Genomic DNA, 21,118 nt, shown 5'->3' with positions numbered 1-21,118 from the left:
GCAACAAGGAGTACCTTCAAAATTATGGGGATTTACAACGCTAAGTTAAGAAATGTGACCAAACGACGCTTTGGGGGCTTTTTGACGAACGAATGATAACCATAGTGATATAGATGCGCCTTATTTTACATGGCAAAAATCCGGGTTACTTTTAAGCTCAATAATAGGCATACTTGTTATTTTTATTGGTGCTTAGTTACTAGGGTATATGGAATATGTTCAATAACCTATATTCGAAAAAAATCGCATTATTTAGCACATAAATATTTAATTAATACTTAGGCATATTCAGATAAAATGAATATGTCTACTTATTTTTTGAAAATCTTGTAACGTTTTATTATTTCGTTAGTTATTTAAGTGAAGGAGGGGAGAAAGTGAACTTTGAGGAAATTTATCAAGCGTATTTTCATGATGTTTACTTATATACAAAGTCTTTAGTAGCTGACAAGGATATAGCAGAAGAAATTACACAAGAAACATTTTTTAAGGCGCTGAAATCGGTTCATCAGTTTGATGGCAAAAAAGATGTGAGAGCGTGGCTTTTTACAATCGCTAAAAATACATACTTTACGCATTATAAAAAGCAAAAACGAGTGATAAACATGGAAGGAAATTCAGCGCAAAAGGATGTCCAACTTGTAGATTATTTGATGGACGAAGAACGAGCGTTGGTGATTCATCGATTTTTACACGCAATGGAAGAGCCATATAAAGAAGTTTTCTCCCTTCGAACATTTGGTGAGCTTTCTTTTGAGGCAATTGGGCATTTATTTGGAAAAAGTGATGGCTGGGCTAGAGTAACGTATTTCCGTGCAAAAAAGAAAATAACAGCGTATATGGAGGCGAAACAAGATGAAAGATATTAAATGTACAGTCATTCAAGATTTGCTGCCACTTTATGTAGATGAGGTAGTAAGTGATGATACGAAATCGTTAGTTAATGAGCATTTACTTACATGTGAGGATTGTAGAAATGAATATGAGCAAATGAAAGGAACGCTTTATGTACCAATTGAAAATAAAGCCACTTTGTTCAGTCAGCTTAAGAAACGATGGAATCGCAAAAAATGGCTTCTTATTTTTGGTTCTGTTTTAACGACCACATTAATAGGATTTGCACTATTTTCATTCATATTTCATTACGAAAAGCCCATTCCTTATACAGCAGATTTATTTGAACTTGAAGAAACGGCAGATGGAACGCTTGTTTTAAATTATTTTGGAGAAAGTCATGCAGGATCGCATACGACACACCCTTTAGAAGTTGAAATAGATGGGGAAGTAAAAAAAATTAGCTTAATTTATTATGTTAAAACAATCGCCCATTCGCCTACTAATAACTTTTTACGAGAGGAAAAAAGAATTGGACCTGAACGATTATTGTTAGGAGATAGTGAAACTGTTGATGCAGTTTACTATGGGGACTTTGAACTTGATAAAGTAACCAAAGAAAAAGAGCAAACATGGGAAGAACTTTTACAACAAATGACGTTGATTTGGGAGAGGTAAATAGGAAGTAAATAAAACCGCATTTAAGCATGTTACGGAGAACCGTATCATAAGTGAAATTTTATTAATTCATTATACAAAAAACGTTCCCAAATGGAAGTTTTGGGACGAAATAAAACACTTAAAACGTTATCATACCAATGTATTAAGTGTTTTTCTGTATTTCATTCATATACACCTTTTTATGCACTATCGTTTGAACTTAGATACAACAAAGCTTTCAATGCTGTTCAAAAGAAATTGCACTGAATCATATTTTGAATAAAAACTTGCATATACAGCGGATTCCTTAACGTTATAAATCAACCTTTTCTTTTAACATAGCCTTTTTCTTTATTCAACTCCCATGAAAGAACGTAATAATCTTTCATTTTCTGTGGTGAATTGTTGATTCTGATGCTTCATGGATGGCTAACGGAGTGCTTTAGTTAAATTTTCGATTCACGAAATATCAAACCAAAAAGACAGAATTTAATCTACACTTTTTGTAGATTAAATCTGTCTTTTAGTCTTCAGCAACAATCTTTGAGGAAACGACCTTTCCATAAATATCTTTTTTTTTGGGGATTCTCTTGTTTTTCTCTAAATAGAAAAAGGGCTAGCAAACTATTTGATAGCCCTCTATTTTCATCTTTTCGTTTGTTGTTTTTGCGCAGCCCATTGTTCTAATTTTGCAATATTTGCCTTGTTGTAGCGTTTGTTTTGCTTATTCAAATAGCGAAGGAGGGTACTATGGGAAAGTCCCATTTCCGTAGCAGCTTTACGGATACTTAATTTCTCCTGTTCTATTAAGTCGGCTATATACGCTGGAGAGATTTCAACCGGCTTGTGTTCATCTAGACTCATTGAAATTTGTTCGGATGTACCTGATAGCTGTTCTGTGATAGGTGAGGCCATGACAGTAGCAGCAATTTCATTTACAACAGGTGAAGACAAAGCTGCGATATTAATCTTCTTCAAATTCTCCGCAATAATTTCATCTGGTGGAACGATGACCAACGTAAGTGGACTCCAATATTTTTGGATCCAAAAACGCTTCCCGATACGTCCTTCATCAATTGGTTCTGTGTAATACCAGCTCTTGATGACTTGATCGTGCTGAAGATCGTCTAGTACAGACTCAAGACGATCACGTATTTGTACACCGTTATAGCTTTTAGGGAAAGCCACAACATCCAATAGTGTCTTAATCTTAAACGGCTGATGTAAGGTGCGTTTTAGCGCGCGTATTTTCCATTGGTAATTTAGATAGCGTGTTAAACGCTTATGTTCGCGTTGTGTATAGTGGCTATATTGAAAGACCTTTAAATCAAGTGCCCCAAACGATTGCTGCTCATTGTTTAGATAATACGAAAGAATAGGGGCAGGACGAATTTGTAAGGAGTAAATCCCTTTTGCCTTCCCAGTCTTTTTATCGTAAGCCATATCCAAACTCCCAATGTCAAACATGCGATTGAATGTCGTAAAATCATATTGCTGTTCATCTGAAATTTTTTCCGTATCAATAACAGTGATATTGTCACCACGCATTGATACCCAAATACTTGAAAGAGCAGCGACACGCTTCATAATGCTAAAGCGTTCTTTTTCACGTATATAGAAATCTTCCTTCATGGCATCAGCAAATCGAAGCTTTAAGGCTTCATCACTATGGAATTTAATGTAGCCATCAGCATCTTTAGGCTGCACAATCCACAAATAAGAAATTAAGTCGAATAGGTCGGCCGTCCATTCATCTAGTGAATTAAGCGTAGATTCCATGAGGGATAACCACATTTGTTGCTTTTCAGAACTGGCAATCCCCATGTCAATTGGACGTACTTCAGCTTTCCCACGTACAATCCCCTTATTATCCTGAATCTCAGCTCCGTACAACCCCTCTTCGTTTTCAACAAATTGCTTCTTCTTTGTGACTAAATCACGCATCAATTGATAATCAGAGTGCATAGTACCGTACATATAATCGTTATCTAGTACTTGCTCTATTACGTCACCATGATGTGGTTCATTTTCGTGAGAAGACATTTCATTTTGTAGATAAGGATCTACTTCAGCAAGGATGGAATCTGTATAGTTGTGAATCGCATTACGAATCATCAATTTCGTTAAAGGTTGATTGGGGTATAAAGAATCCTTAAAGAAATTACAAAGTATTTGAAAGCTCTGGGAAGGCGTATGTGTGACATTAGTGCTCATTAATGAAGCATCGTGTACCCAGCGTTCAAAAGATTCTATATAGCGTACATCTGATTGGAATATAGGTAATGCCTCTTCCAATATGACTAGAGGTAGCCATTCGTTTTTAATAATCATACGTTCAGGTAAATCTTTATAAGACATTCTGGTTCACCTCGTGCATTCTATCATTACTCTTAGTATAACAAAGATAAACGAATAGCCAATTCTTTATGAACCATTTTCGTAGTTAGAACGATAAAATGAACCACTTTTGGTTCATAATTCGATAAAAATCGACTTTTTTCGGGAACTAGGTATGGTTAGGAATCAAAATTGGTTCAAAAACTGCGAAAGTGGTTCATGTTTCGAGAACTAAGTGTACTAAAGAATGAACTTGGTAGTATGGTATCATGAGATACGGATTTTTAGCGAAATGAATTCATGTTGTAGTAAACCTAGTAGGATTTTAAATTGAAATGAACCTTATGATGATGATGATGTATAAAATGAACCAATTTTCGGGGACTAGGTGTACTAAAGTGGTTCATTTTTAGTCGTTTTTCGGGAACTAGGTATACTTACCGTATTTTCGGGAACTAGGTGTACTTAGAAATGCAGTTATATCAACAAAGTGATTTAGAAGTGGTTCATATTTAGAACAACTTCGGGAACTAGGTGTACTAAAAAATGAACCAGCGCCTCTTTTTTTCGGGAACTAGGTGTACTTAGAGAAGTTACTAGAAGTGCTATAAATACTGTTATATCAATGTTTATAGGATATTACGGTTCATTTTAAATGGTGGTTCATATTCGAAATTATGGTTCATTTTTTCGGGAACTCGTCATAGAAACTTTTTTTTTCAAAATCCCGCAATCCCTTGTGGCTCTAAGAAAAAAAGTGGTTTGAAAAAGTGGTTCAAAAACGCTTAGAGGGGGCCATTTTGTAGATGGTTCATTTATTATACTTGTCCTTAGTGAAATAGAACGTTTTAAGGACAAGAGGTGAACCACAATGGCACAGGCAGCAGTACAAAATGAACCAGTATCCGTTAATCTTAGACAGGTCTATGACGTACTTTTACACGAGGGGCTGACTACATATAAAACTAAATATTCTAAAGCGCCACTTCCGAAACGAGTAGAAGCCGCGAAACTCGATGCTCGCTCGAAGAAGGGGGCTGTCTTTGTCGTGCGTTCGAAAGCAGACTTCCAAACAACTGGTGTTAAGGGCTACATTGTGACGTCAAAAGAAACATTACTTGAAGATGCACCAGGCTTAACGCATTTTACACCCAACGTGTACCGTCAGTATGGTTATACGGATGAGGCAAGACGCATGGTGCGTGGATTTGAAGAGCGTAATTTACTGCAAATAAACACGTTCGTGGTCGATATTGATACAAGAAAGCACACGGTACAGGATATTTTACTAACGTGTATGGACCATTCTATTGGGCTACCAACGTTAATTGTCGCTTCAGACCGTGGGTACCAGGTGTACTTTGCATTAGAACAACCACTATTTATCTCCAATAAAAATGATTTTCGTGGATTAGCTGTAGCAAAACGCATCTCTGATAATCTAAAAAGAAGTTTGAAAGACGTAGATGCAGATATGTTTTGTAATGACTTTGGCTTCTTCCGTTTGCCAAAAGCCTCTAATATCGTCTTTGCCCAGTTAGATCATACATATAGCATGGCAGAATTCATCAATTGGTCCACTCGTTGCGATGACAGCATCGAGCGACCTTTATTTGTCGTACCTACAAAGCTATCAAAAGCCTCAGTGATAGATTCAGAGTGGTTTCAAGCATTAGTTCAAGCAGTTGATGTAAAAGGACAGAAAGGGAAAATCGGGCGTAATAATACAATTTTTACGCTTGCACTAGTGTGCTTTAGTGAAGGATGGGATAAAGCACGCACATTCGATTTTATGGATGAGTACAATTCTCGTCTTCGGTTCCCATTACAAGGAGCAGTACTACAAAGTATCCTGCACTCGGCTTACTCTGGTAAGTACAAAGGGGCAAGTAAAGAATATATTGAGGCATTATTAGAACTGCATGTATATAACGGCCAGTCCATTTCAGTGAATGTAGGGAGACATGTTTGGTATAAGTTTAAAAAAGACAGAGAAGACCGTACACGCAGTCATTACGACGAATGGGAACAAGACATCATCACCTACATCACGGCAGAAAATAACCCTTCTGAACCGTTTATTTGGCGTACACAAAAAGACATGTGTGAAGCCATTGGCATTCCACAAAGTACATTGAACGAGGTACTCAAATCTTCTAAAAAACTACTAAAAACAGTGACAGGTAAGGGCCGTTACGCCAAAACAGGCTGGACAACTGTTCACCTGTTTATTCAGCATGTCATGCAATTATTACGAGCTACGAAAGCGAAATATCGTAGTCAGCTTATCCAAATGATTCATGAATGGACAGAAGAGCTTGAACAGCTAGGTGGTTACGAAAAATTAATGACATACTTAGATCAGCTTATCTTTAATCCGATTGACCGAATACGCATCGAGAAATCCTTTGAGGAGTCAGGTTGATTGAATACTCCAGTCTGCCTTTACATATTTCTATTTACGTCTGGGTTGTTGGGGAGTGTAGTTTACTAGAGGTAGGAATATGGTGTCTATATTATGGAGCGTTCCCATAGCCGGGCAAAGCAGATTATGTGAATCACTTAATCTATATTCTCCTGGAAGACGAAAAGAAAACCCAAATAGCTGTGGTACTTGAAAACAAGTTACCAACAAATGCGAATAGATAGTGTTCTCGTATAAATACGTGGCAACAAAAGATTGAATTCAAAACTACTCTTCTGCTATTTTCCATCAGCTTTTTCAAGTAAATAAACAAATACATATACGTATATATTCATATATGTATTTGTTCATATATCATAATAAAAAGCGATCTAAACCTATACAGTAAACTATTCTCTCCCGTCACTATTAATTTCAAATCCCTTTTACATGCCCAATTTTTTAATATTACAATATGTACATATACGCTAGAAGAAAACATATAATTCCAACTGATTGTAAGAGAAGAACGTGGCAGAAAACAAAGAAGCAATTATCGTAACGTTTGGTAATTTTAAAGGTGGGACAAGTAAGACGACGAATAGCACTATGATCGCTGAAAGGTTACAAGGTACTTTTATGTGACAAGGATCCTTAAGCCAACGCAACATCACTATATCTAAAAACAAAAGCATTAGAATCAGATGAAATTGTTGCTTTTAACAAAACATTAATGGCTGCCATCCAAGAAAAGAATCTAGCGCAAATCGTGACAGAGTTAAAAGAAAAGCTATACTTATTATCAAGTTTCAGTGATTTCGCACTACAACCTTATTTCTGATATATAGAAGTAATTTCAAATAGATTAGCCAATTTATAAGTTAACTAAGTTGAACTTATATTTTAGTCTATATAGAAAATAATAAATGTTCACCCATCTCTATTTGCTTGTGTAAGATTTTAAGGAATTAATTTTCTTTCTGAATTTAAATAATTTATTAACTATTTTAAAAACAAATATTTACATGAAACTACATTAAGGGGCCCTTATTTGTTGAATCAGCTTGCCAATATACCAAATATAGGTTAATTTGTTGATATTTTGTTTATTAAAAAAATTGATTAATCTAAATATTTAAAATATTATGAACTTAGACGGCCGTCGAAAAAATAGAATTGGGGGAAAAAAACATGGAAAAGTATTTATTAGAGGAAAATGAAAATAAAGTTGAGCAAGTAGACTTTATGAATTTTGAGACTATTGAAGAATTTGATAGTTGTGAATCTGGGTTCCTTGCCAAAAAATATTTTTTATTAAACTGGATTCTTTCTTAAAAAATAAAAAAAGAAAAGATATTTTAATCTCCTATTGGAGATTAAAATATCTTTTCCTTATAGATTAGTATTTTAGGGGGGGATTTATTGAAATATAGTATTCTAATATCCAGTATAATGATATTTTTTGTTTATTTATTAATTGAAGTTGTGGTTAGATCATTGTTTTTAAACATGAAAAATAATTCATTTAATTTAACAACTGATACGGTGCTTTTAATGAGGAGTTTTATAATTATTATCGTATTTATTTTATATTTGCTTTTTACAAAGAATATAGGTTTTACGGATTTTATAATTAGCTATAAATACTTATTTTTTTTCTCTTTAATAGCAATATTAATCTTGATAGTAGAAAATTATATTTTAGGCAATATATCTTCTAGCTCTGAGGAAGCTTTAAATATAATTGGAATTAACCCTAAATATCGAATATTCAATATATTGATTTTTGCACCTATAATAGAGGAGATAATATGCAGGAAGTTTTTATTGGGTAAAGTCAGTGAAGTGAACATTTGGTTAGGACTTATTATAAGTACAATTATATTTGTAGTTTTACATTTTCAATTTAATGTATTTAATCTAATTTTTATATCAATTTATGGTCTTGTTTTAGGACTATGTTATATAAAAACAAATAGTGTTATCAATACTATTATATTACATATGATAATAAATACTATTCAATTATCATTATATTTATTGCCACCCTATATAAACTCCAAATAAAAAATCGTAATTATTATCAACAATGAAAATCTTATTAATTGATGACTTATAGTCATTTTACCATGTAAGTAAATACCATTAAAAATAGCCCCTATTTGTATAAAAATAAATCCTACTATTAAAAATATTAAAAACAAAGGGGGGGTTTTAATTAAAAATAATGTTACCAAAATACTTATACTTCCTAGAATAAATAATAAGGTATTTCTAATTGGTATCATTTGTTTAAAGATTTGAAGTATCCCTATAAATAAATTTAATACTGCATAAAAATAGATAATCATTAATAGTATAAGCAAAACTATCCCTCCTCTTTTTATCATTATCTGAACATTAACACAATTTAACTAAAAAATGTAAATAGGAGAGTATATATTATGAAAACTTTTGATACTATAATCGATTTATTAAAGGAAGAATCACCGTATTTTGGATATTTATTAGATAATAATTATATCCAATACAGTTTCGGTAATATAGTTATTCCAGAAGGTTTTGAATTTGCAGAAAGGAACCCAGATACAAAAATTGAAATATGGAAAAAGAAAAAAAAATTAATTATTAAATCGGAATTCGTATTAGTTTCAAGATGTGATAATGAAACATCGGTTATATTTTCAGTTAATTCAGAAAGTAATGCTATTTATGGTGTTCTTAGAAGTGAGCTCACGAATTTATTAAGGAATAACTTAACTAAAGATACTGCAGCCTCTGTTCATGCAGCTTGCGTAAAAATAAATAATAGGGTAGTTCTAATTATTGGAGATAAAGGTTCAGGTAAATCCTCCTCGTCTATTTATTTACATTCCAAAGGTGGAGAAATATATACAGATGAATTAGTTATTTTTCATAAAAACGGTCATGTATTCTGTTTGCCACGTTTATTGGGAATAGATCAAATAACGCTGTTTAAATATTTCCCTGATTATAAAAGAAAAGTTAAGTATGAAATCAAAAGTATGCATAATATCGATAAAAAATTTTTATTGGATATTATGACAAAACCTTCGGAGCTAACTCAGATAGACGATGTAATTCTATTGATTCAAGGAAATATTCATAATGTATCCAATCAAGATAAGATTTCTTTAATTAGTAGGCAATGGAGTACTTATGATAATGGGGTAAATTCAGGGGATATATTAAAGAATATTATTAGTAAATCAAAACCTATGACTCTAAATCAAATAAGAGAGAAAATATATGAATAAAAAGGACTATGAAGAATTCATCATAAAAAGTGTGAACAATTTGGGATATGAAGTTTTAGGAATAGTTCAACACGGCTCAACTGTAATGGGAGTAGCAGAGGAGAATTCTGATATTGATTTTATAACTTTAGTAAATAAAGTAGTTAATAAAAAATATAAAGAATTGCCTATAATTACTTCAGAGGGATTTAAAATCCATGTAACTCTTTTTGATAAGAATACCTATGAATTATTATTAAAAGATTTTTATACTGAAATAGCCATGAAATTATTAGATGTTAACCTTTTGGCAGGAAGGATAATACATGGTGATATTATATACGATCCTTTAAACCTAATAGAGGAATCTATAAAAATCTATAATTTAAATAAATGTCCTAAATATATAATAGAAAAATTTGTATGGCAATGTTTTAATTTTATTAATGATGCTAAGCATAGTAACAAATATATAAAGCAAAATTGTATTGAGAAGGCTATTGATTCTTGGGGAATAGCTATTTTATTATCAAATTCAATCTACACTTTAAATATAAAGTGGCAGCCCATTCTTTTAGAAAAATATTTACCTCCAAATATATATGATAGCTACATTAAATTAAGATTTAATTATAATGAAAAATATATAAATAAACATTTAAAAATATTAATGGATTTTATAAGGAGGGAATTAGATGCCTATCAATCCAGTAATACTTTTCACTGAGAGAATGGAAATATTAGAAAAAGATTTTCTTTCTAATTTTGACCCTAAAAAAATACTAGGAAAATATAACAAGTGTTTTAATGTAGGATTTCTAACTATTATTATAAGTTGTGAGAATAATGAAATTTTTAAAAAACTTAATGGATATTATAATTTGAATTCTAAAATACCAAAATTCTCATCAGTAATTCTTATCAAAATAGAAATAAGTGAAGAAACAGATTTAGAAAGAGATTTTACCTGGTTAAAGAATATTCAAGGTATTAAAAAAGGGAAGGATAATTATAATTCTACAATTTATAAATATGAAAATACAATTTTTATTAAAAGTGAAAGTAGTCACTTTTTACGAATAATTGCCCCATGTATAGAGGATATATTTACATCCTTATCTATAATAACGAAAATTATAGAGGGTATAATAATCGATCAATATATAGGTGCAGGGTATTTACCGGTTCATAGTTGCTTGGTGAAAAATAACAGTGAATACAAACTAATATTAGGGAATTCTCAAAGTGGTAAAACCACTTTTGCTCAAAATTTAATTGAAAAGAACTTTTCAATTATATCGGATGAAATTACATTTATTAGTAATAAGGATATTGTTGGCTTTGGTCAATACATTAAAGAATATTCTACAGAAAAAAATAAGAGTAATAGTAATATAGAGCAATATAATAACGTTTATAGAAAAGTTACAAAATTAGTGGAAAATGACTCTTCTTTTAAAGAAATTAATCAAATTTATTTAATGGGCCTCTCTAAAAATCCAACTTTTTCCCAAAAAGTTGATAAATTCAATGATAAAATGCAAATTATGATAAAGTATCTACATCTATTCCCGAATGAATATTTTATTGATAAAGATATTTCTTATACTTTAATAGTAGAAGTAGCAAAACGGTTAGCAAATATTGAAGTAATAATTGTTAAAAATCAATATGATTATAAAAAGCAATTATAGGGGTGGATTCATTTATGACTCAACTTATCATCGAAAACAACAAACTTTACAATACAACAGCTATTGGGTTATGGATAAAATCAGGATCCATAAACGATCCATTGGGGAAAGAGGGCTTACATCATTTCTTAGAGCATATTTATTTTAAAGATTCTAAAGTTCAACAAGCACAATCTAATTTAGATAGATCGGGTATATTATATAATGCATTTACTTCACATGAAGTAACCTGTTTTTTGGGTCAATCGACTACCGGAGACGTAAATAAATTAATGGAATTTTTATTAACAATAAATAGTAGTAATTTAAATATATCCGAAGAGGACTTAGAGAAGGAAAAAAAAGTAGTTGTAGAGGAGATAAACTATTACATTTCGCAACCTTTAGAACAATTAAAACATTTAACTATTAAGTCTATTTTAGGTATAAACAATCCATATACTAATAGTATTTACGGTACTAAAAAGACAGTTGAAAATATTATGATGGCGGATATTGAGGAAGGAATAAACAAATTTCACAGTAATAAATTAATTGTAGTTGCTGGTAAATCAGATTATTCAATGAGTAATGATGTTTTTCCAGCATTTAATAAAGTTGATACTCCAAAAATCACGGTTGGCTATAATCTTGAAAACAAGACTAGTCTATTATGGTCAAAAATTATTGGGAAAAGGGACCAGTGTTATTATGGAATTGGCATTTTAATTCCCGAAGCATACAAAGATATTAGTCCAGCTTTTCTTGATAGTTTCCATAGTACATTAAACAATGAAATCCGTGAAGAAAAAGGGTTAACGTATAGAATTCTTAAAAATTTAACCAATATAAGTGAGGGTACAGTCTTACTATTTTTATTTCAAACTTCTAAAAAAAATTTAGATGAATTAAAAATTAGTGTTAACAATTTATGGGAAACTTTTGTGAATAACGAAAATCTAGATGAATCTCTCGCAATATCGTTACGAATATTAAAAAAAATAAATTTTATCAAAGCTGATAATCCTATTGGCGAAATGAAAAAAATAGCTTACTCTCATATTTTCCCCCCAAAAAATAAAGATGTTGGCCAAATAACTTTCTCAAAGTGGATCTCCGCCCAAGAATTATCAGAGGCAATATTAGTTAACGAAGATACTAATATTAATGAGGGATATTATGTTAAATCGTACTGATAACTTATATCACTGGGTTGATAAGGGTAAGTGTATGCATCGAGAAGATGGAAAAGTACTTGTCGCTAGTTCTAATGGATATTTGGCATTAAATCAGAATCAATATGAATTGTTGAATTTATTTGATAATTCTCCTCGTGCTATAAATGAAGTGATTGATTCTTATCCCTTAAAAGTTAGAAATAGTATTTCTTTATTTATAGAGTTATTAATAAAAAAAAAAATATTAATTGAAAGTACTAAGAAATACAAGTTATCGGTTTTTGGATATATTAAAAAAGTTATTTTTATTCCATTACCTCATAGTTTACTTAATAACATAGTTAATTATCTTATTAAATATATAAATATTAAAATAGTTACAGTTATAGGGATTTTAATTAATGTTTTGGGTTTAATTACTATACTACCCTTAATAAGTTTAACAGAATTTAACCTAGCTAGTGTGCCACGTAACATAACAACCTTGTTAATAGGTTTTTTAGCAGCTATTTTTCATGAAATATGGTTAGCTATATATGTTCACAAAAGTGGTATGAGTATAAAAAAATGGTATATAAGAGTTATTTGGGGTGTCGTTATAACCCTCTCAATTAATTGGTCTGAAATGTTATTAGCATCAAGGCAAAAAAGAATTACTATGTTTTTCTTTGTAATAAATATGACTATTTGTACTGCAAGTATTGAATCCATTTTGGGACTGATATTTTGGTATTTAGACTTCCGGGTTATAGCTAGCTATTTTTGTATGTTCGCAGTAGGAACTTTAATTTTTCTAGTGCTATCTTTATGGCCATTTCTTTTTAAAGGAGATGGATATTATCTTTTCCAGGAAGTTACAAGTGTTTATAAAATTAGGCCCAGATTTGTCCAGCATGTTGTTTTATTTTATAAAAAAGAGCAAAGAAATATATGGAACGGTATGGAAAAAAAAGAAAAGTCAATTTTACTTTTGTGGGGTATAATTTTTACACTTACAATATTAACTCTGAATTATCTTATTTATTTAGGAGTACGTATAATTATATAATTCTTATATGAGAAAGGATAGCATATACAGTATTTTGCATGATTATATATGTGAGAAGATCTCAGAAAGCCTGACAAAGTCTTTAAACTTGTCAGGCCTTTCTATTTAGTTAAATTCGGTAAGATAGCAAGTATTCCATCTTAGTTTAATTAAAATAGAGGTATATACATATATGTATATACCTCTATTTTAAAAAACTGAAAATTCCACGACAAAGCCATTCTTCCCATTTTAAAAAGCAATAGTCCACTTGTGAATCCCAAATAGCTCGGCTATAATATATACATATACGCAAGAAGAAAACATATAATTCCAACTGATTGGGGGAAAAGAACGTGTCAGAAAACAAAGAAGCAATTATCGTAACGTTTGGTAATTTTAAAGGTGGGACAGGCAAGACGACGAACAGTACAATGATCGCGCACGCATTATCAATGAAAGGGTATAAGGTGCTTTTATGTGACCAGGACCCTCAAGCCAACGCAACATCACTATATTTAAAAACAAAAGCATTAGAGTCAGATGAAATTGTTGCATTCAATAAAACACTCATGGCTGCCATTCAAGAAGAGGATCTTGCACAAATCGTGACAGAGATAAAAGAAAATCTGTACCTACTACCAAGTTTCAGTGATTTCGCATTATATCCTCGCTTCCTAGAGAAAAAGTTTCCAAACGATTCGACAGCACGTGTTCAATATTTTTCTTCATTAATCGAACCATTAAAAAAAGATTACGACTTCATCTTTATTGATGTACCACCAACAATCTCAATCATCACAGACGCAGCGCTTTATGCATCAGATTTCGTTGTGGTCGTACTGCAAACACAAGAACGTAGTCTACAAGGGGCAGAAGTATTCACTGGCTACCTACAATCACTAATTGACGACTACGGTGCGGATTTAGATATCGTTGGTATCTTACCAGTGCTTTTGAAAAATGGTGCAGCTGTTGATTTAGCAACACTTGATAGTGCACGTGAAATATTTGGGGAAGAAAATCTATTTAAAAATATCGTAAATAACATGGAGCGACTAAAGCGCTTTGACATCACAGGTATCACAAATGACGATATGCACGATCGCAAAGTACACAAAAGCTACGATGCGATTGCAGAAGAATTCATCACGCGCGTTCAAGCAGAGCTAGTGGAGGTATAACGAATGAGTAATTTATTAAATAATGAGAAGCCAAAAAGAAAGTTGTTACAACGTGGCCCTAAAATCGTCCCAAATCAAGAGTTCAAGCTAGAGTCGACAGACGAAGCAACAGTTGAGGTCTCTGCTCAGGAACAACAACCAACGCCACCACAAGCTGAGCCCAAAGCTCCTGCTAAGGCACAAAAAAAACGTGAGGCAGCACAAATCACAAGTGTACGCGTAACGAAACCAACACGTAATAGACTAAATGCCCTCATTCAGCTGGGCAAAGCCGATAATGTAGACACCCTAATCGATATTCTTCTGGACGAGTATATCGAAACCAACCTAGTGAAAGACGAAAAGAAAACCTTTAATCTTGTTTTAGATATCATTCAAAAGCGAGATCGCTAATCGAATCAATTAAAAAACAGCTTACGTGTTTTTTAAAATACGTAAGCTGTTTTTTGTTTGGACTTTAGTGTGATATTAAGGAAATAATCCTACTGTATAGGTGATTTGGTTTATTTAATCTTCAATGCATGATTAGTTGATAGTAACAATGCGATTCGAATCTTTATATTTTTGATACTAAATAAATAGCTTACCTAAAGGAGTCAGTATTATGATTCAAGAAAAATATAGTGCAAAACAAAAGCATTTAGTACAACAGCTAGTTAATCAATTAAATAGAGTGACAATACAAAAAATATCTGATTTGCCAGAGCATGAAATTGAATCAACGTTTAAATCTTTAGACTTCCCAGGAATTATATACGGAAATGTAAGCAATGCCAGTACTACATATACAATGGATCGTTTTAATACACCACGAGGCCACGGTTTTGCCGCAGAGAATGCGAATCACTTAGTGGACAAGTTATTGCTACGCGAAGCGACTATTGAAGGAACCAATTTGAAAAAAAATGGAGCAGACCGTATTGTCAATGGTATTGAAATTCAAACTAAGTATTGTAATTCAGCTTCTAAAACAATCAGTGAATGCTTTGAAAACGGAAGGTTTAAATATATTGCAACTAATGGTGAACCGATGCAAGTTGAAGTTCCTTCTGATCAGTATGATGGTGCAGTGCAAGCAATGAAAGAGAGAATAAGTAGAGGAGAAGTTCCGGGTGTTACAGATCCTAGTGAAGCAGAAAAAATAGTTCGTAAAGGACATTTTACATATGAGCAAGTTCGAAATATTGCTAAATTTGGTACTGTCGAATCGTTAGTTTATGACGCCGCTAATGGAGCAATTGTTGCACTTTCTTCATTTGGTATTACTGCTACGATTAGTTTTGCGGTAGCTATGTGGAACGGTGAAGATATGGAAGTTGCACTTGAGGCAGCAGTAGTAGCAGGGATACGAGTTGGAGGTATTAGCTTTGTGTCTTCTATTTTAGCTAGCCAAATAGCTAGAACATCAGTTAACAGTGCGTTAGTTGGTACAACAGACTATATCATTAATGCTATAGGCCCTAAAGCATCAGCACATCTTGTGAACGCTTTCCGAAGTGGAAAAAACATACATGGAGCTGCAGCAATGAAAAGTGCTTCAAAACTTCTTAGAGGTAATATTATTACTGGTGCTATTACGATTGCAATTATGTCTTCATTTGATGTTGCAGATATTTTTAGAGGACGTATTTCAGGTGCACAATTATTTAAAAATTTAACAAATACGGTTAGTAGTGTAGCAGGAGGAACAGCTGGTTGGGTAGGAGGTGCCGCTGCAGGTGCTGCAATTGGCTCGGCAGTCCCGATAATCGGAAACGCTGTTGGAGGTGTTATAGGAGGATTAGCTGGTGCATTTTTAGGTGGTAGTAGTGCATCAAAAGTGTCAAATTCGATACTTAGTGGATTTATTGAAGATGATGCAAAACATATGGTAAATATCATTGAGCATGAATTTAAAGAACTTGCATTCAACTATATTCTTAATGAGATTGAAACAAAAGCTACTGTAGATGGTTTGAAAGAAAAGTTAAATGGCACCTTGATAAAAGAGATGTACGCCGCATCTAATAGAAAAGATTTTGCATCAGAATTATTGATACCTATTATCGAAAGTGTTGTAAGTAAACGGGAATATATCCGTATGCCATCTGATCAACAAATTAATAAATCATTACAAGTAGTACTTGGTTAACCAAATAAAATTAGTTCAGAAGGAAGTATAGAATACTTAGAGGAATATTTAAAGATTCCTCTAAGTTACTGATTTAATACAACCCACTGCCAAAGATTAAAAGCAGCGAACCATCCTCACATTCGGGATCATTCGCTGCTTTTTCTCGTGTTTCCCACTTAATCTACTACGTACCCCAAAAAAAATTTTAAATCTAAAAAATATATGAATATATACATATATGGATATATTCATATACATGTATACCTATATATTAATATGTGTATATATTCCTATTTCAGAAACCGCTTTGCACCAGGGTTTATTGTGGATATATGCATATATTAATATACACATATACTAACATATTCGCATATAGATATATTCGTATATTTATATATGGATATATGCATATATTCAAATGAGAAACCGCGAAAAAAGCTATTGCATCAGCGTTTTCAAGGCTTTATAATTCTATGTAAATAAGTGTCAAGGCAAAATAAAAGAAGCCATTCCTACAGTCTTTAGCGGGACTGGAATGACTTCAACACATTTTCGCCACTGACAGTAACTCAATCGTGAACGTCAGATAGGGCTGCATAACTTTGTGCTACCAACACATCAGTTATGTATTTCTTACAATAAGCTGTACTGATTATATCAATGCAAAACCGTATTTTCAATAAAAAAGTTGAAAATTCATTTTGTCATGCTTTTTTAGTGCACTCATTTTTAGCTGTCGGCGTTCACTCATATGAAATGGGGGAATTGCTGATGGCTATTTTTGCGTTTTCGGAGCATAAAAGAGACAAGCTTACACGAATTTTAGACATAGTTTTGCATGAAGGATTACTTACATATAACCCAAAATCATCAAAAGCACACATATTAGAACAACAACTAGCAAAAGAAAAAGACAAACGCCACAAAAAAGGGGCGATCTTTGCTGTGCGAGATAAAGCTGATTTTACTGCATCAGGCGTCAAAGGCTATATCATAACGTCTAAAGAAACCTTAATCGAACAAGCCGATAAAATTACACATTTTACGCCAAATGTCTTCAGACGTTTCCAGTATGTAGATCAGGAACGTCGCTATATAAAAGGTTTCGAAGAAGAAAACCTGCAGCAAATCAACACATTCGTCATAGACATCGATACAAAAAGCTACAGCGTAAATGAAATCCTGCTCGCATGCATCGATGACAGCATCGGCGAACCAACACTCATCCTAGCATCAGACAGAGGCTATCAGGTGTACTTTGCCCTCACAGAGCCAATGTTTCTCTCAAATAAAAACAAGTTTCAGAGCTTAAAAGTGGCCAAACGCATCTCAGAAAACTTAAAGCGTAGCCTAGCAAGCATCGAGGCCGATATGTACTGCAACGACTTTGGCTTTTTCCGCATGCCCAACCATCAAAACGTACAATGGTTCAACGAGCTCGCTACATATAACCCAACAACCCTGATCGCGTGGTCACAACGCCAAGACGCAGACCGAGGCCGCGGGCTATTTGTCGTGCCACAAAAAACAAAAAGTCCATCTCTCTTAAATGCAGACTGGTTTTATCAGCTGATTCAAACGACGGACGTAAAAGGACGAAAAGGACAAATCGGGCGAAATAACTTGTTATTTACGCTTGCTTTAGTGTGCTATCAAGACGGACGCGATCAAACCTATGCATTCGATCTACTCGACGAATATAACTCTCAATTAAGCTCACCACTAAAGCCACAGGACCTCAATAAAATCCTAGAATCAGCGTACTCAGGGCGCTACCACGGACCAAAAAAAGAATACGTCGAGCAGCTACTAGCATTATATGCGCCTAGCGAGATGGACATGCCTATCTCATTTGGCCAATCCGTTTGGTACAAGCATAAAAAAGCACGCGCAGACCGCGAGCGTAGCCATTTCGACGAATGGGAAGAAGATATTAGTAAATGGATTACGGCAGAAAAACAAGTTTCTGAACCGTTTATTTGGCGTACACAAAAAGAGCTGTGCAACGAAATCGGCATTGCCAGCAGCTCCCTAAACAAACTCTTAAAACAATCGAACAAACTACTAAAAACAACAACAGGCAAAGGACGCAATGCCAAAACAGGCTGGACAACAGTCGAACACTACATCGCCTACATCATTTGGCTAAAAAAAGATGCAGGCACACGCTTCGCTAGCTCAATTAGCACAATGATAGACGAACACCTGGCATTACTAGCACCAATTGCAGGCTACGCAAAACTCGTAAACTATGTACAAAAAATGAGGCAAATACAGTCATTCACCGAACAGCTAACTATGACCGAAACCATGATGCACACCGGCTAATTAAATACTCCACTCTGCCTATACATATTTCTTATTCCATGTTTCTTTAGGTTGTAAAGATTCTTAGATAGTGTGATGTTATTTGTGTTTTAGGGGCGTGAAGGGCTTTAGCCCAGCCCCCTTGGGGAAGCCTCTCGGCGAAGCCAAACGCCATTATATCTACTTGGGATCTATAGACTTGACCGACTATTTTATGTTGAAGTGTAAGACGTAAATACTCTGAGGGAATGAGTATTGAGTATGAGAAATGCCAATCCCTATTTAGGGACTGGCATTAGAATGTTTTTAGAATAACCCAGCAAAGAAATTTTTGGCTGTATTAGCAAATGTTTTGAAAGAAGAAGCAATAAAATCAATAGCTTGGCGAATTGCCTTCGTTACAGTTGCTATGACACTAACAAAAACATCCATGATTTTTGTCATAATGGCTTTCATAAAAGCTCCGACTTTATCAGCAAGTACTAGAATTAGTTCTTGTTGTTCAGGATGTTTGACTCCTATATCCTCTAATTTGTTGTAGTATTTATCAATCATTTCAGTTGCTTGTTTTTTAGCGTTTTCTCGGTTTTTATTCATTTTATCCATAAATGATGAATGATTCTTATCCTTTTCTAATGATTGAACATTGTTGAGTAACCCTGTTTCTTGTTGGATATGAAAATTAGTAAGATTTTGCTCGTGTTCTTTTGTTACTTTTTGTAAATCGGCAGGAGCGTCTGATAATGAAGAAGCTTGAAGTCCAATATGTTCTGCTAAAGAAAATTCTTTTGGTGATTCTCCTGTATAACTATCTCTCATTTGTTTTAAGATGTTACTAAAATTACTTACTGCAACTGACATAAAAAAACCTCCTAATAGTATGTTTTATTTTTGGAACAACTATGACTTTATCAAGCGAAGGTTAAAAATAGGTTAAAAAATCCAAAAAAAATATTTTTTTCTATTTAACTAAATAAAGTTGTTTACATAATGCATCCTATATGATAATTTGGTTGAAATTGGTAATTTTGGCGGTGGGAAAATGAAGTGGATACCTGTTTTAGGTGTATTTGTTTTAACAGCATTGTTTAGTATCGGCAGTACATTTTTGGTTATGGAAAAGAACTATGAAAATAAAGCTTCTAAAGTTGCTGAAAACGAATTAGATAGCAGTTCAAAAGAAGCTAAAAAAGAAAAGCCTGTATCAATCGAGGATATGGACTTATCTTGGGTAGATGCTGTTCATTCCAAGATGCTTGATGAATGGAAAAGTGGAGATAAAACGTTTGATGAGCGTCTAGTACAAAAAGTGATGCTAGATATGACGCACCAAATGGGTGATACACATGTAAAAAAAGGTTCAATCGTGATAACATCGGAACGAATTGACAATTTGATGCAGATAGTTGAAGAACATAAAGAAGTCTTTCATTATAATGAAACATATTTAGATATATTAAAACGTTGGGGAAAAAGTGATTTTTCAGCAGTTTATGATGACCATGAGCTACTCCACTCTTTCTATGATAGATGTAGATGATTTACGCTGTACTACTTTGTACTAGCTGATAAATTTCTTTTGGCAGGAGATTCTATAGTTTTTTATTTAGCAATAGGGTGTGGCGTCATTTTTAGCATCTATTTTTTATTATTTCTTTACTCAGTTGTTATGTAAAGTTGAAATGTATGGAATTATATATTTTCAAGGCTGTTTACCTAGTTATGTTGATTCCCTTTTCATCCATTAGTTGGATAGATTCTTTGTTATTAGATTGGTAGACTAAACAAGGTGCTTCTTTTCCCTTCTGCACAAAGGGGAGAGAGGCACTTTGTTTGATAAGAAAGTAAGTGTTAGTTATAAAATATAAATACAAACCATAATTTTATAAAACTTTTTTTATAAAATGTATAATTAAACTTTACTTTTTGCTAACTATGTTTTATTATGTTAAATATAGGGAGGCGGTCTTGTGAAAGAGAGCTTTGGTGATTCAATCGTAAACAAGGTATATGAGTTTAGAGTGCTAAAGAGAATGTCTCAAAAGGATTTGGCAGATGCAGTTGGCGTCTCCAAACAAACTATTTTTGTGATGGAAAAGAATAATTACTCACCATCTTTAGTGTTAGCTTATAGAATCGCAAAT

General features: G+C 33.1%; 18 protein-coding genes. 16 read left to right on the top strand and 2 right to left on the bottom strand.

The features are described from left to right. The first annotated feature begins 377 nt into the window (after nt 1–377). The gene (locus ACIQZG_RS15995) at nt 378–869 is read left to right on the top strand and encodes an RNA polymerase sigma factor (RefSeq protein WP_402756482.1); all 492 of its coding nucleotides are present in this window, start codon (nt 378–380) and stop codon (nt 867–869) included. Next, complete coding sequence (locus ACIQZG_RS15990; RefSeq protein WP_402756481.1) at nt 856–1,512, top strand: zf-HC2 domain-containing protein; 657 nt, start codon at nt 856–858, stop codon at nt 1,510–1,512. Before ACIQZG_RS15995 ends, ACIQZG_RS15990 begins: the two co-directional genes overlap by 14 nt. Nucleotides 1,513–2,139: 627 nt before the next feature. Here the strand turns inward: ACIQZG_RS15990 and ACIQZG_RS15985 are convergent. Further along, nucleotides 2,140–3,852 (bottom strand): helix-turn-helix domain-containing protein, encoded by a 1,713-nt coding sequence (locus tag ACIQZG_RS15985; RefSeq protein ID WP_402756480.1) that lies wholly within the window; start codon nt 3,850–3,852, stop codon nt 2,140–2,142. Nucleotides 3,853–4,702: 850 nt separating this feature from the next. Between ACIQZG_RS15985 and ACIQZG_RS15980 the strand changes: the two genes are divergently transcribed. The 12 genes from ACIQZG_RS15980 (at nt 4,703) to ACIQZG_RS15925 (ending at nt 18,995) form a co-directional block, all read left to right on the top strand. Continuing rightward, nucleotides 4,703–6,256 carry a primase C-terminal domain-containing protein gene (locus ACIQZG_RS15980; protein ID WP_402756479.1) on the top strand — a complete coding sequence of 518 codons (1,554 nt, stop codon included), beginning with the start codon at nt 4,703–4,705 and terminating at the stop codon, nt 6,254–6,256. Between the two features lie 1,170 nt (nt 6,257–7,426). Next, nucleotides 7,427–7,570, top strand: a complete 144-nt coding sequence (locus tag ACIQZG_RS15975) for a hypothetical protein (RefSeq protein ID WP_402756478.1) — start codon at nt 7,427–7,429, stop codon at nt 7,568–7,570. A gap of 87 nt (nt 7,571–7,657) precedes the next feature. After that, nucleotides 7,658–8,302: a CPBP family intramembrane glutamic endopeptidase gene (locus tag ACIQZG_RS15970; RefSeq protein ID WP_402756477.1), complete on the top strand. Its 645-nt coding sequence runs from the start codon at nt 7,658–7,660 to the stop codon at nt 8,300–8,302. Between the two features lie 377 nt (nt 8,303–8,679). Continuing rightward, entirely contained in the window at nt 8,680–9,513 is an 834-nt protein-coding gene (locus ACIQZG_RS15965; RefSeq protein WP_402756476.1) for a hypothetical protein, read from the top strand. Continuing rightward, nucleotides 9,506–10,219, top strand: coding sequence for a nucleotidyltransferase domain-containing protein (locus tag ACIQZG_RS15960; RefSeq protein ID WP_402756475.1), 714 nt, complete (start codon nt 9,506–9,508; stop codon nt 10,217–10,219). The genes ACIQZG_RS15965 and ACIQZG_RS15960 overlap by 8 nt, the downstream gene beginning before the upstream one ends. Next, nucleotides 10,188–11,186: a phosphoenolpyruvate carboxykinase (ATP) gene (locus ACIQZG_RS15955; RefSeq protein WP_402756474.1), complete on the top strand. Its 999-nt coding sequence runs from the start codon at nt 10,188–10,190 to the stop codon at nt 11,184–11,186. The genes ACIQZG_RS15960 and ACIQZG_RS15955 overlap by 32 nt, the downstream gene beginning before the upstream one ends. A 14-nt stretch (nt 11,187–11,200) precedes the next feature. Then, nucleotides 11,201–12,361, top strand: a complete 1,161-nt coding sequence (locus ACIQZG_RS15950) for a M16 family metallopeptidase (RefSeq protein ID WP_402756473.1) — start codon at nt 11,201–11,203, stop codon at nt 12,359–12,361. Continuing rightward, entirely contained in the window at nt 12,345–13,391 is a 1,047-nt protein-coding gene (locus tag ACIQZG_RS15945; RefSeq protein WP_402756472.1) for a hypothetical protein, read from the top strand. The genes ACIQZG_RS15950 and ACIQZG_RS15945 overlap by 17 nt, the downstream gene beginning before the upstream one ends. A 335-nt stretch (nt 13,392–13,726) precedes the next feature. Continuing rightward, nucleotides 13,727–14,554 (top strand): ParA family protein, encoded by an 828-nt coding sequence (locus tag ACIQZG_RS15940; protein WP_402756471.1) that lies wholly within the window; start codon nt 13,727–13,729, stop codon nt 14,552–14,554. A gap of 3 nt (nt 14,555–14,557) precedes the next feature. Continuing rightward, nucleotides 14,558–14,947 carry a DUF5388 domain-containing protein gene (locus tag ACIQZG_RS15935; RefSeq protein WP_402756470.1) on the top strand — a complete coding sequence of 130 codons (390 nt, stop codon included), beginning with the start codon at nt 14,558–14,560 and terminating at the stop codon, nt 14,945–14,947. 211 nt (nt 14,948–15,158) lie between these two features. Then, the gene (locus tag ACIQZG_RS15930; RefSeq protein ID WP_402756469.1) at nt 15,159–16,685 is read left to right on the top strand and encodes a hypothetical protein; all 1,527 of its coding nucleotides are present in this window, start codon (nt 15,159–15,161) and stop codon (nt 16,683–16,685) included. Nucleotides 16,686–17,327: 642 nt separating this feature from the next. Then, the gene (locus tag ACIQZG_RS15925; protein ID WP_402756468.1) at nt 17,328–18,995 is read left to right on the top strand and encodes a primase C-terminal domain-containing protein; all 1,668 of its coding nucleotides are present in this window, start codon (nt 17,328–17,330) and stop codon (nt 18,993–18,995) included. A 285-nt stretch (nt 18,996–19,280) separates the two neighbouring features. Here ACIQZG_RS15925 and ACIQZG_RS15920 read toward each other — a convergent pair whose 3' ends face one another. Beyond that, nucleotides 19,281–19,835: a hypothetical protein gene (locus tag ACIQZG_RS15920; protein ID WP_402756467.1), complete on the bottom strand. Its 555-nt coding sequence runs from the start codon at nt 19,833–19,835 to the stop codon at nt 19,281–19,283. A gap of 181 nt (nt 19,836–20,016) precedes the next feature. Between ACIQZG_RS15920 and ACIQZG_RS15915 the strand changes: the two genes are divergently transcribed. Next, entirely contained in the window at nt 20,017–20,514 is a 498-nt protein-coding gene (locus ACIQZG_RS15915; protein WP_402756466.1) for a DUF6241 domain-containing protein, read from the top strand. Nucleotides 20,515–20,944: 430 nt separating this feature from the next. Beyond that, nucleotides 20,945–21,118, top strand: a 174-nt coding sequence (locus ACIQZG_RS15910) for a helix-turn-helix transcriptional regulator (protein WP_402756548.1), incomplete at its 3' end; no start/stop codon positions are given.

This window comes from Lysinibacillus sp. NPDC096418 (assembly GCF_044762775.1).
Taxonomy (GTDB): Bacteria; Bacillota; Bacilli; order Bacillales_A; family Planococcaceae; genus Lysinibacillus.
The sequence above is the reverse complement of the archived record's forward strand: the minus strand, read 5'-3'. Positions and strand labels throughout refer to the sequence as shown.

What these genes read in the sequence shown, in the direction of transcription:
- ACIQZG_RS15915 (WP_402756466.1), top strand. Translation starts at nt 20,017, where the DNA reads ATGAAGTGGATACCTGTTTTAGGTGTATTTGTTTTAACAGCATTGTTT.
- ACIQZG_RS15990 (WP_402756481.1), top strand. Translation starts at nt 856, where the DNA reads ATGAAAGATATTAAATGTACAGTCATTCAAGATTTGCTGCCACTTTAT.
- ACIQZG_RS15950 (WP_402756473.1), top strand. Translation starts at nt 11,201, where the DNA reads ATGACTCAACTTATCATCGAAAACAACAAACTTTACAATACAACAGCT.
- ACIQZG_RS15980 (WP_402756479.1), top strand. Translation starts at nt 4,703, where the DNA reads ATGGCACAGGCAGCAGTACAAAATGAACCAGTATCCGTTAATCTTAGA.
- ACIQZG_RS15935 (WP_402756470.1), top strand. Translation starts at nt 14,558, where the DNA reads ATGAGTAATTTATTAAATAATGAGAAGCCAAAAAGAAAGTTGTTACAA.
- ACIQZG_RS15955 (WP_402756474.1), top strand. Translation starts at nt 10,188, where the DNA reads ATGCCTATCAATCCAGTAATACTTTTCACTGAGAGAATGGAAATATTA.
- ACIQZG_RS15985 (WP_402756480.1), bottom strand. Translation starts at nt 3,852, where the DNA reads ATGTCTTATAAAGATTTACCTGAACGTATGATTATTAAAAACGAATGG.
- ACIQZG_RS15945 (WP_402756472.1), top strand. Translation starts at nt 12,345, where the DNA reads ATGTTAAATCGTACTGATAACTTATATCACTGGGTTGATAAGGGTAAG.
- ACIQZG_RS15965 (WP_402756476.1), top strand. Translation starts at nt 8,680, where the DNA reads ATGAAAACTTTTGATACTATAATCGATTTATTAAAGGAAGAATCACCG.
- ACIQZG_RS15925 (WP_402756468.1), top strand. Translation starts at nt 17,328, where the DNA reads ATGCAAAACCGTATTTTCAATAAAAAAGTTGAAAATTCATTTTGTCAT.
- ACIQZG_RS15960 (WP_402756475.1), top strand. Translation starts at nt 9,506, where the DNA reads ATGAATAAAAAGGACTATGAAGAATTCATCATAAAAAGTGTGAACAAT.
- ACIQZG_RS15975 (WP_402756478.1), top strand. Translation starts at nt 7,427, where the DNA reads ATGGAAAAGTATTTATTAGAGGAAAATGAAAATAAAGTTGAGCAAGTA.
- ACIQZG_RS15920 (WP_402756467.1), bottom strand. Translation starts at nt 19,835, where the DNA reads ATGTCAGTTGCAGTAAGTAATTTTAGTAACATCTTAAAACAAATGAGA.
- ACIQZG_RS15930 (WP_402756469.1), top strand. Translation starts at nt 15,159, where the DNA reads ATGATTCAAGAAAAATATAGTGCAAAACAAAAGCATTTAGTACAACAG.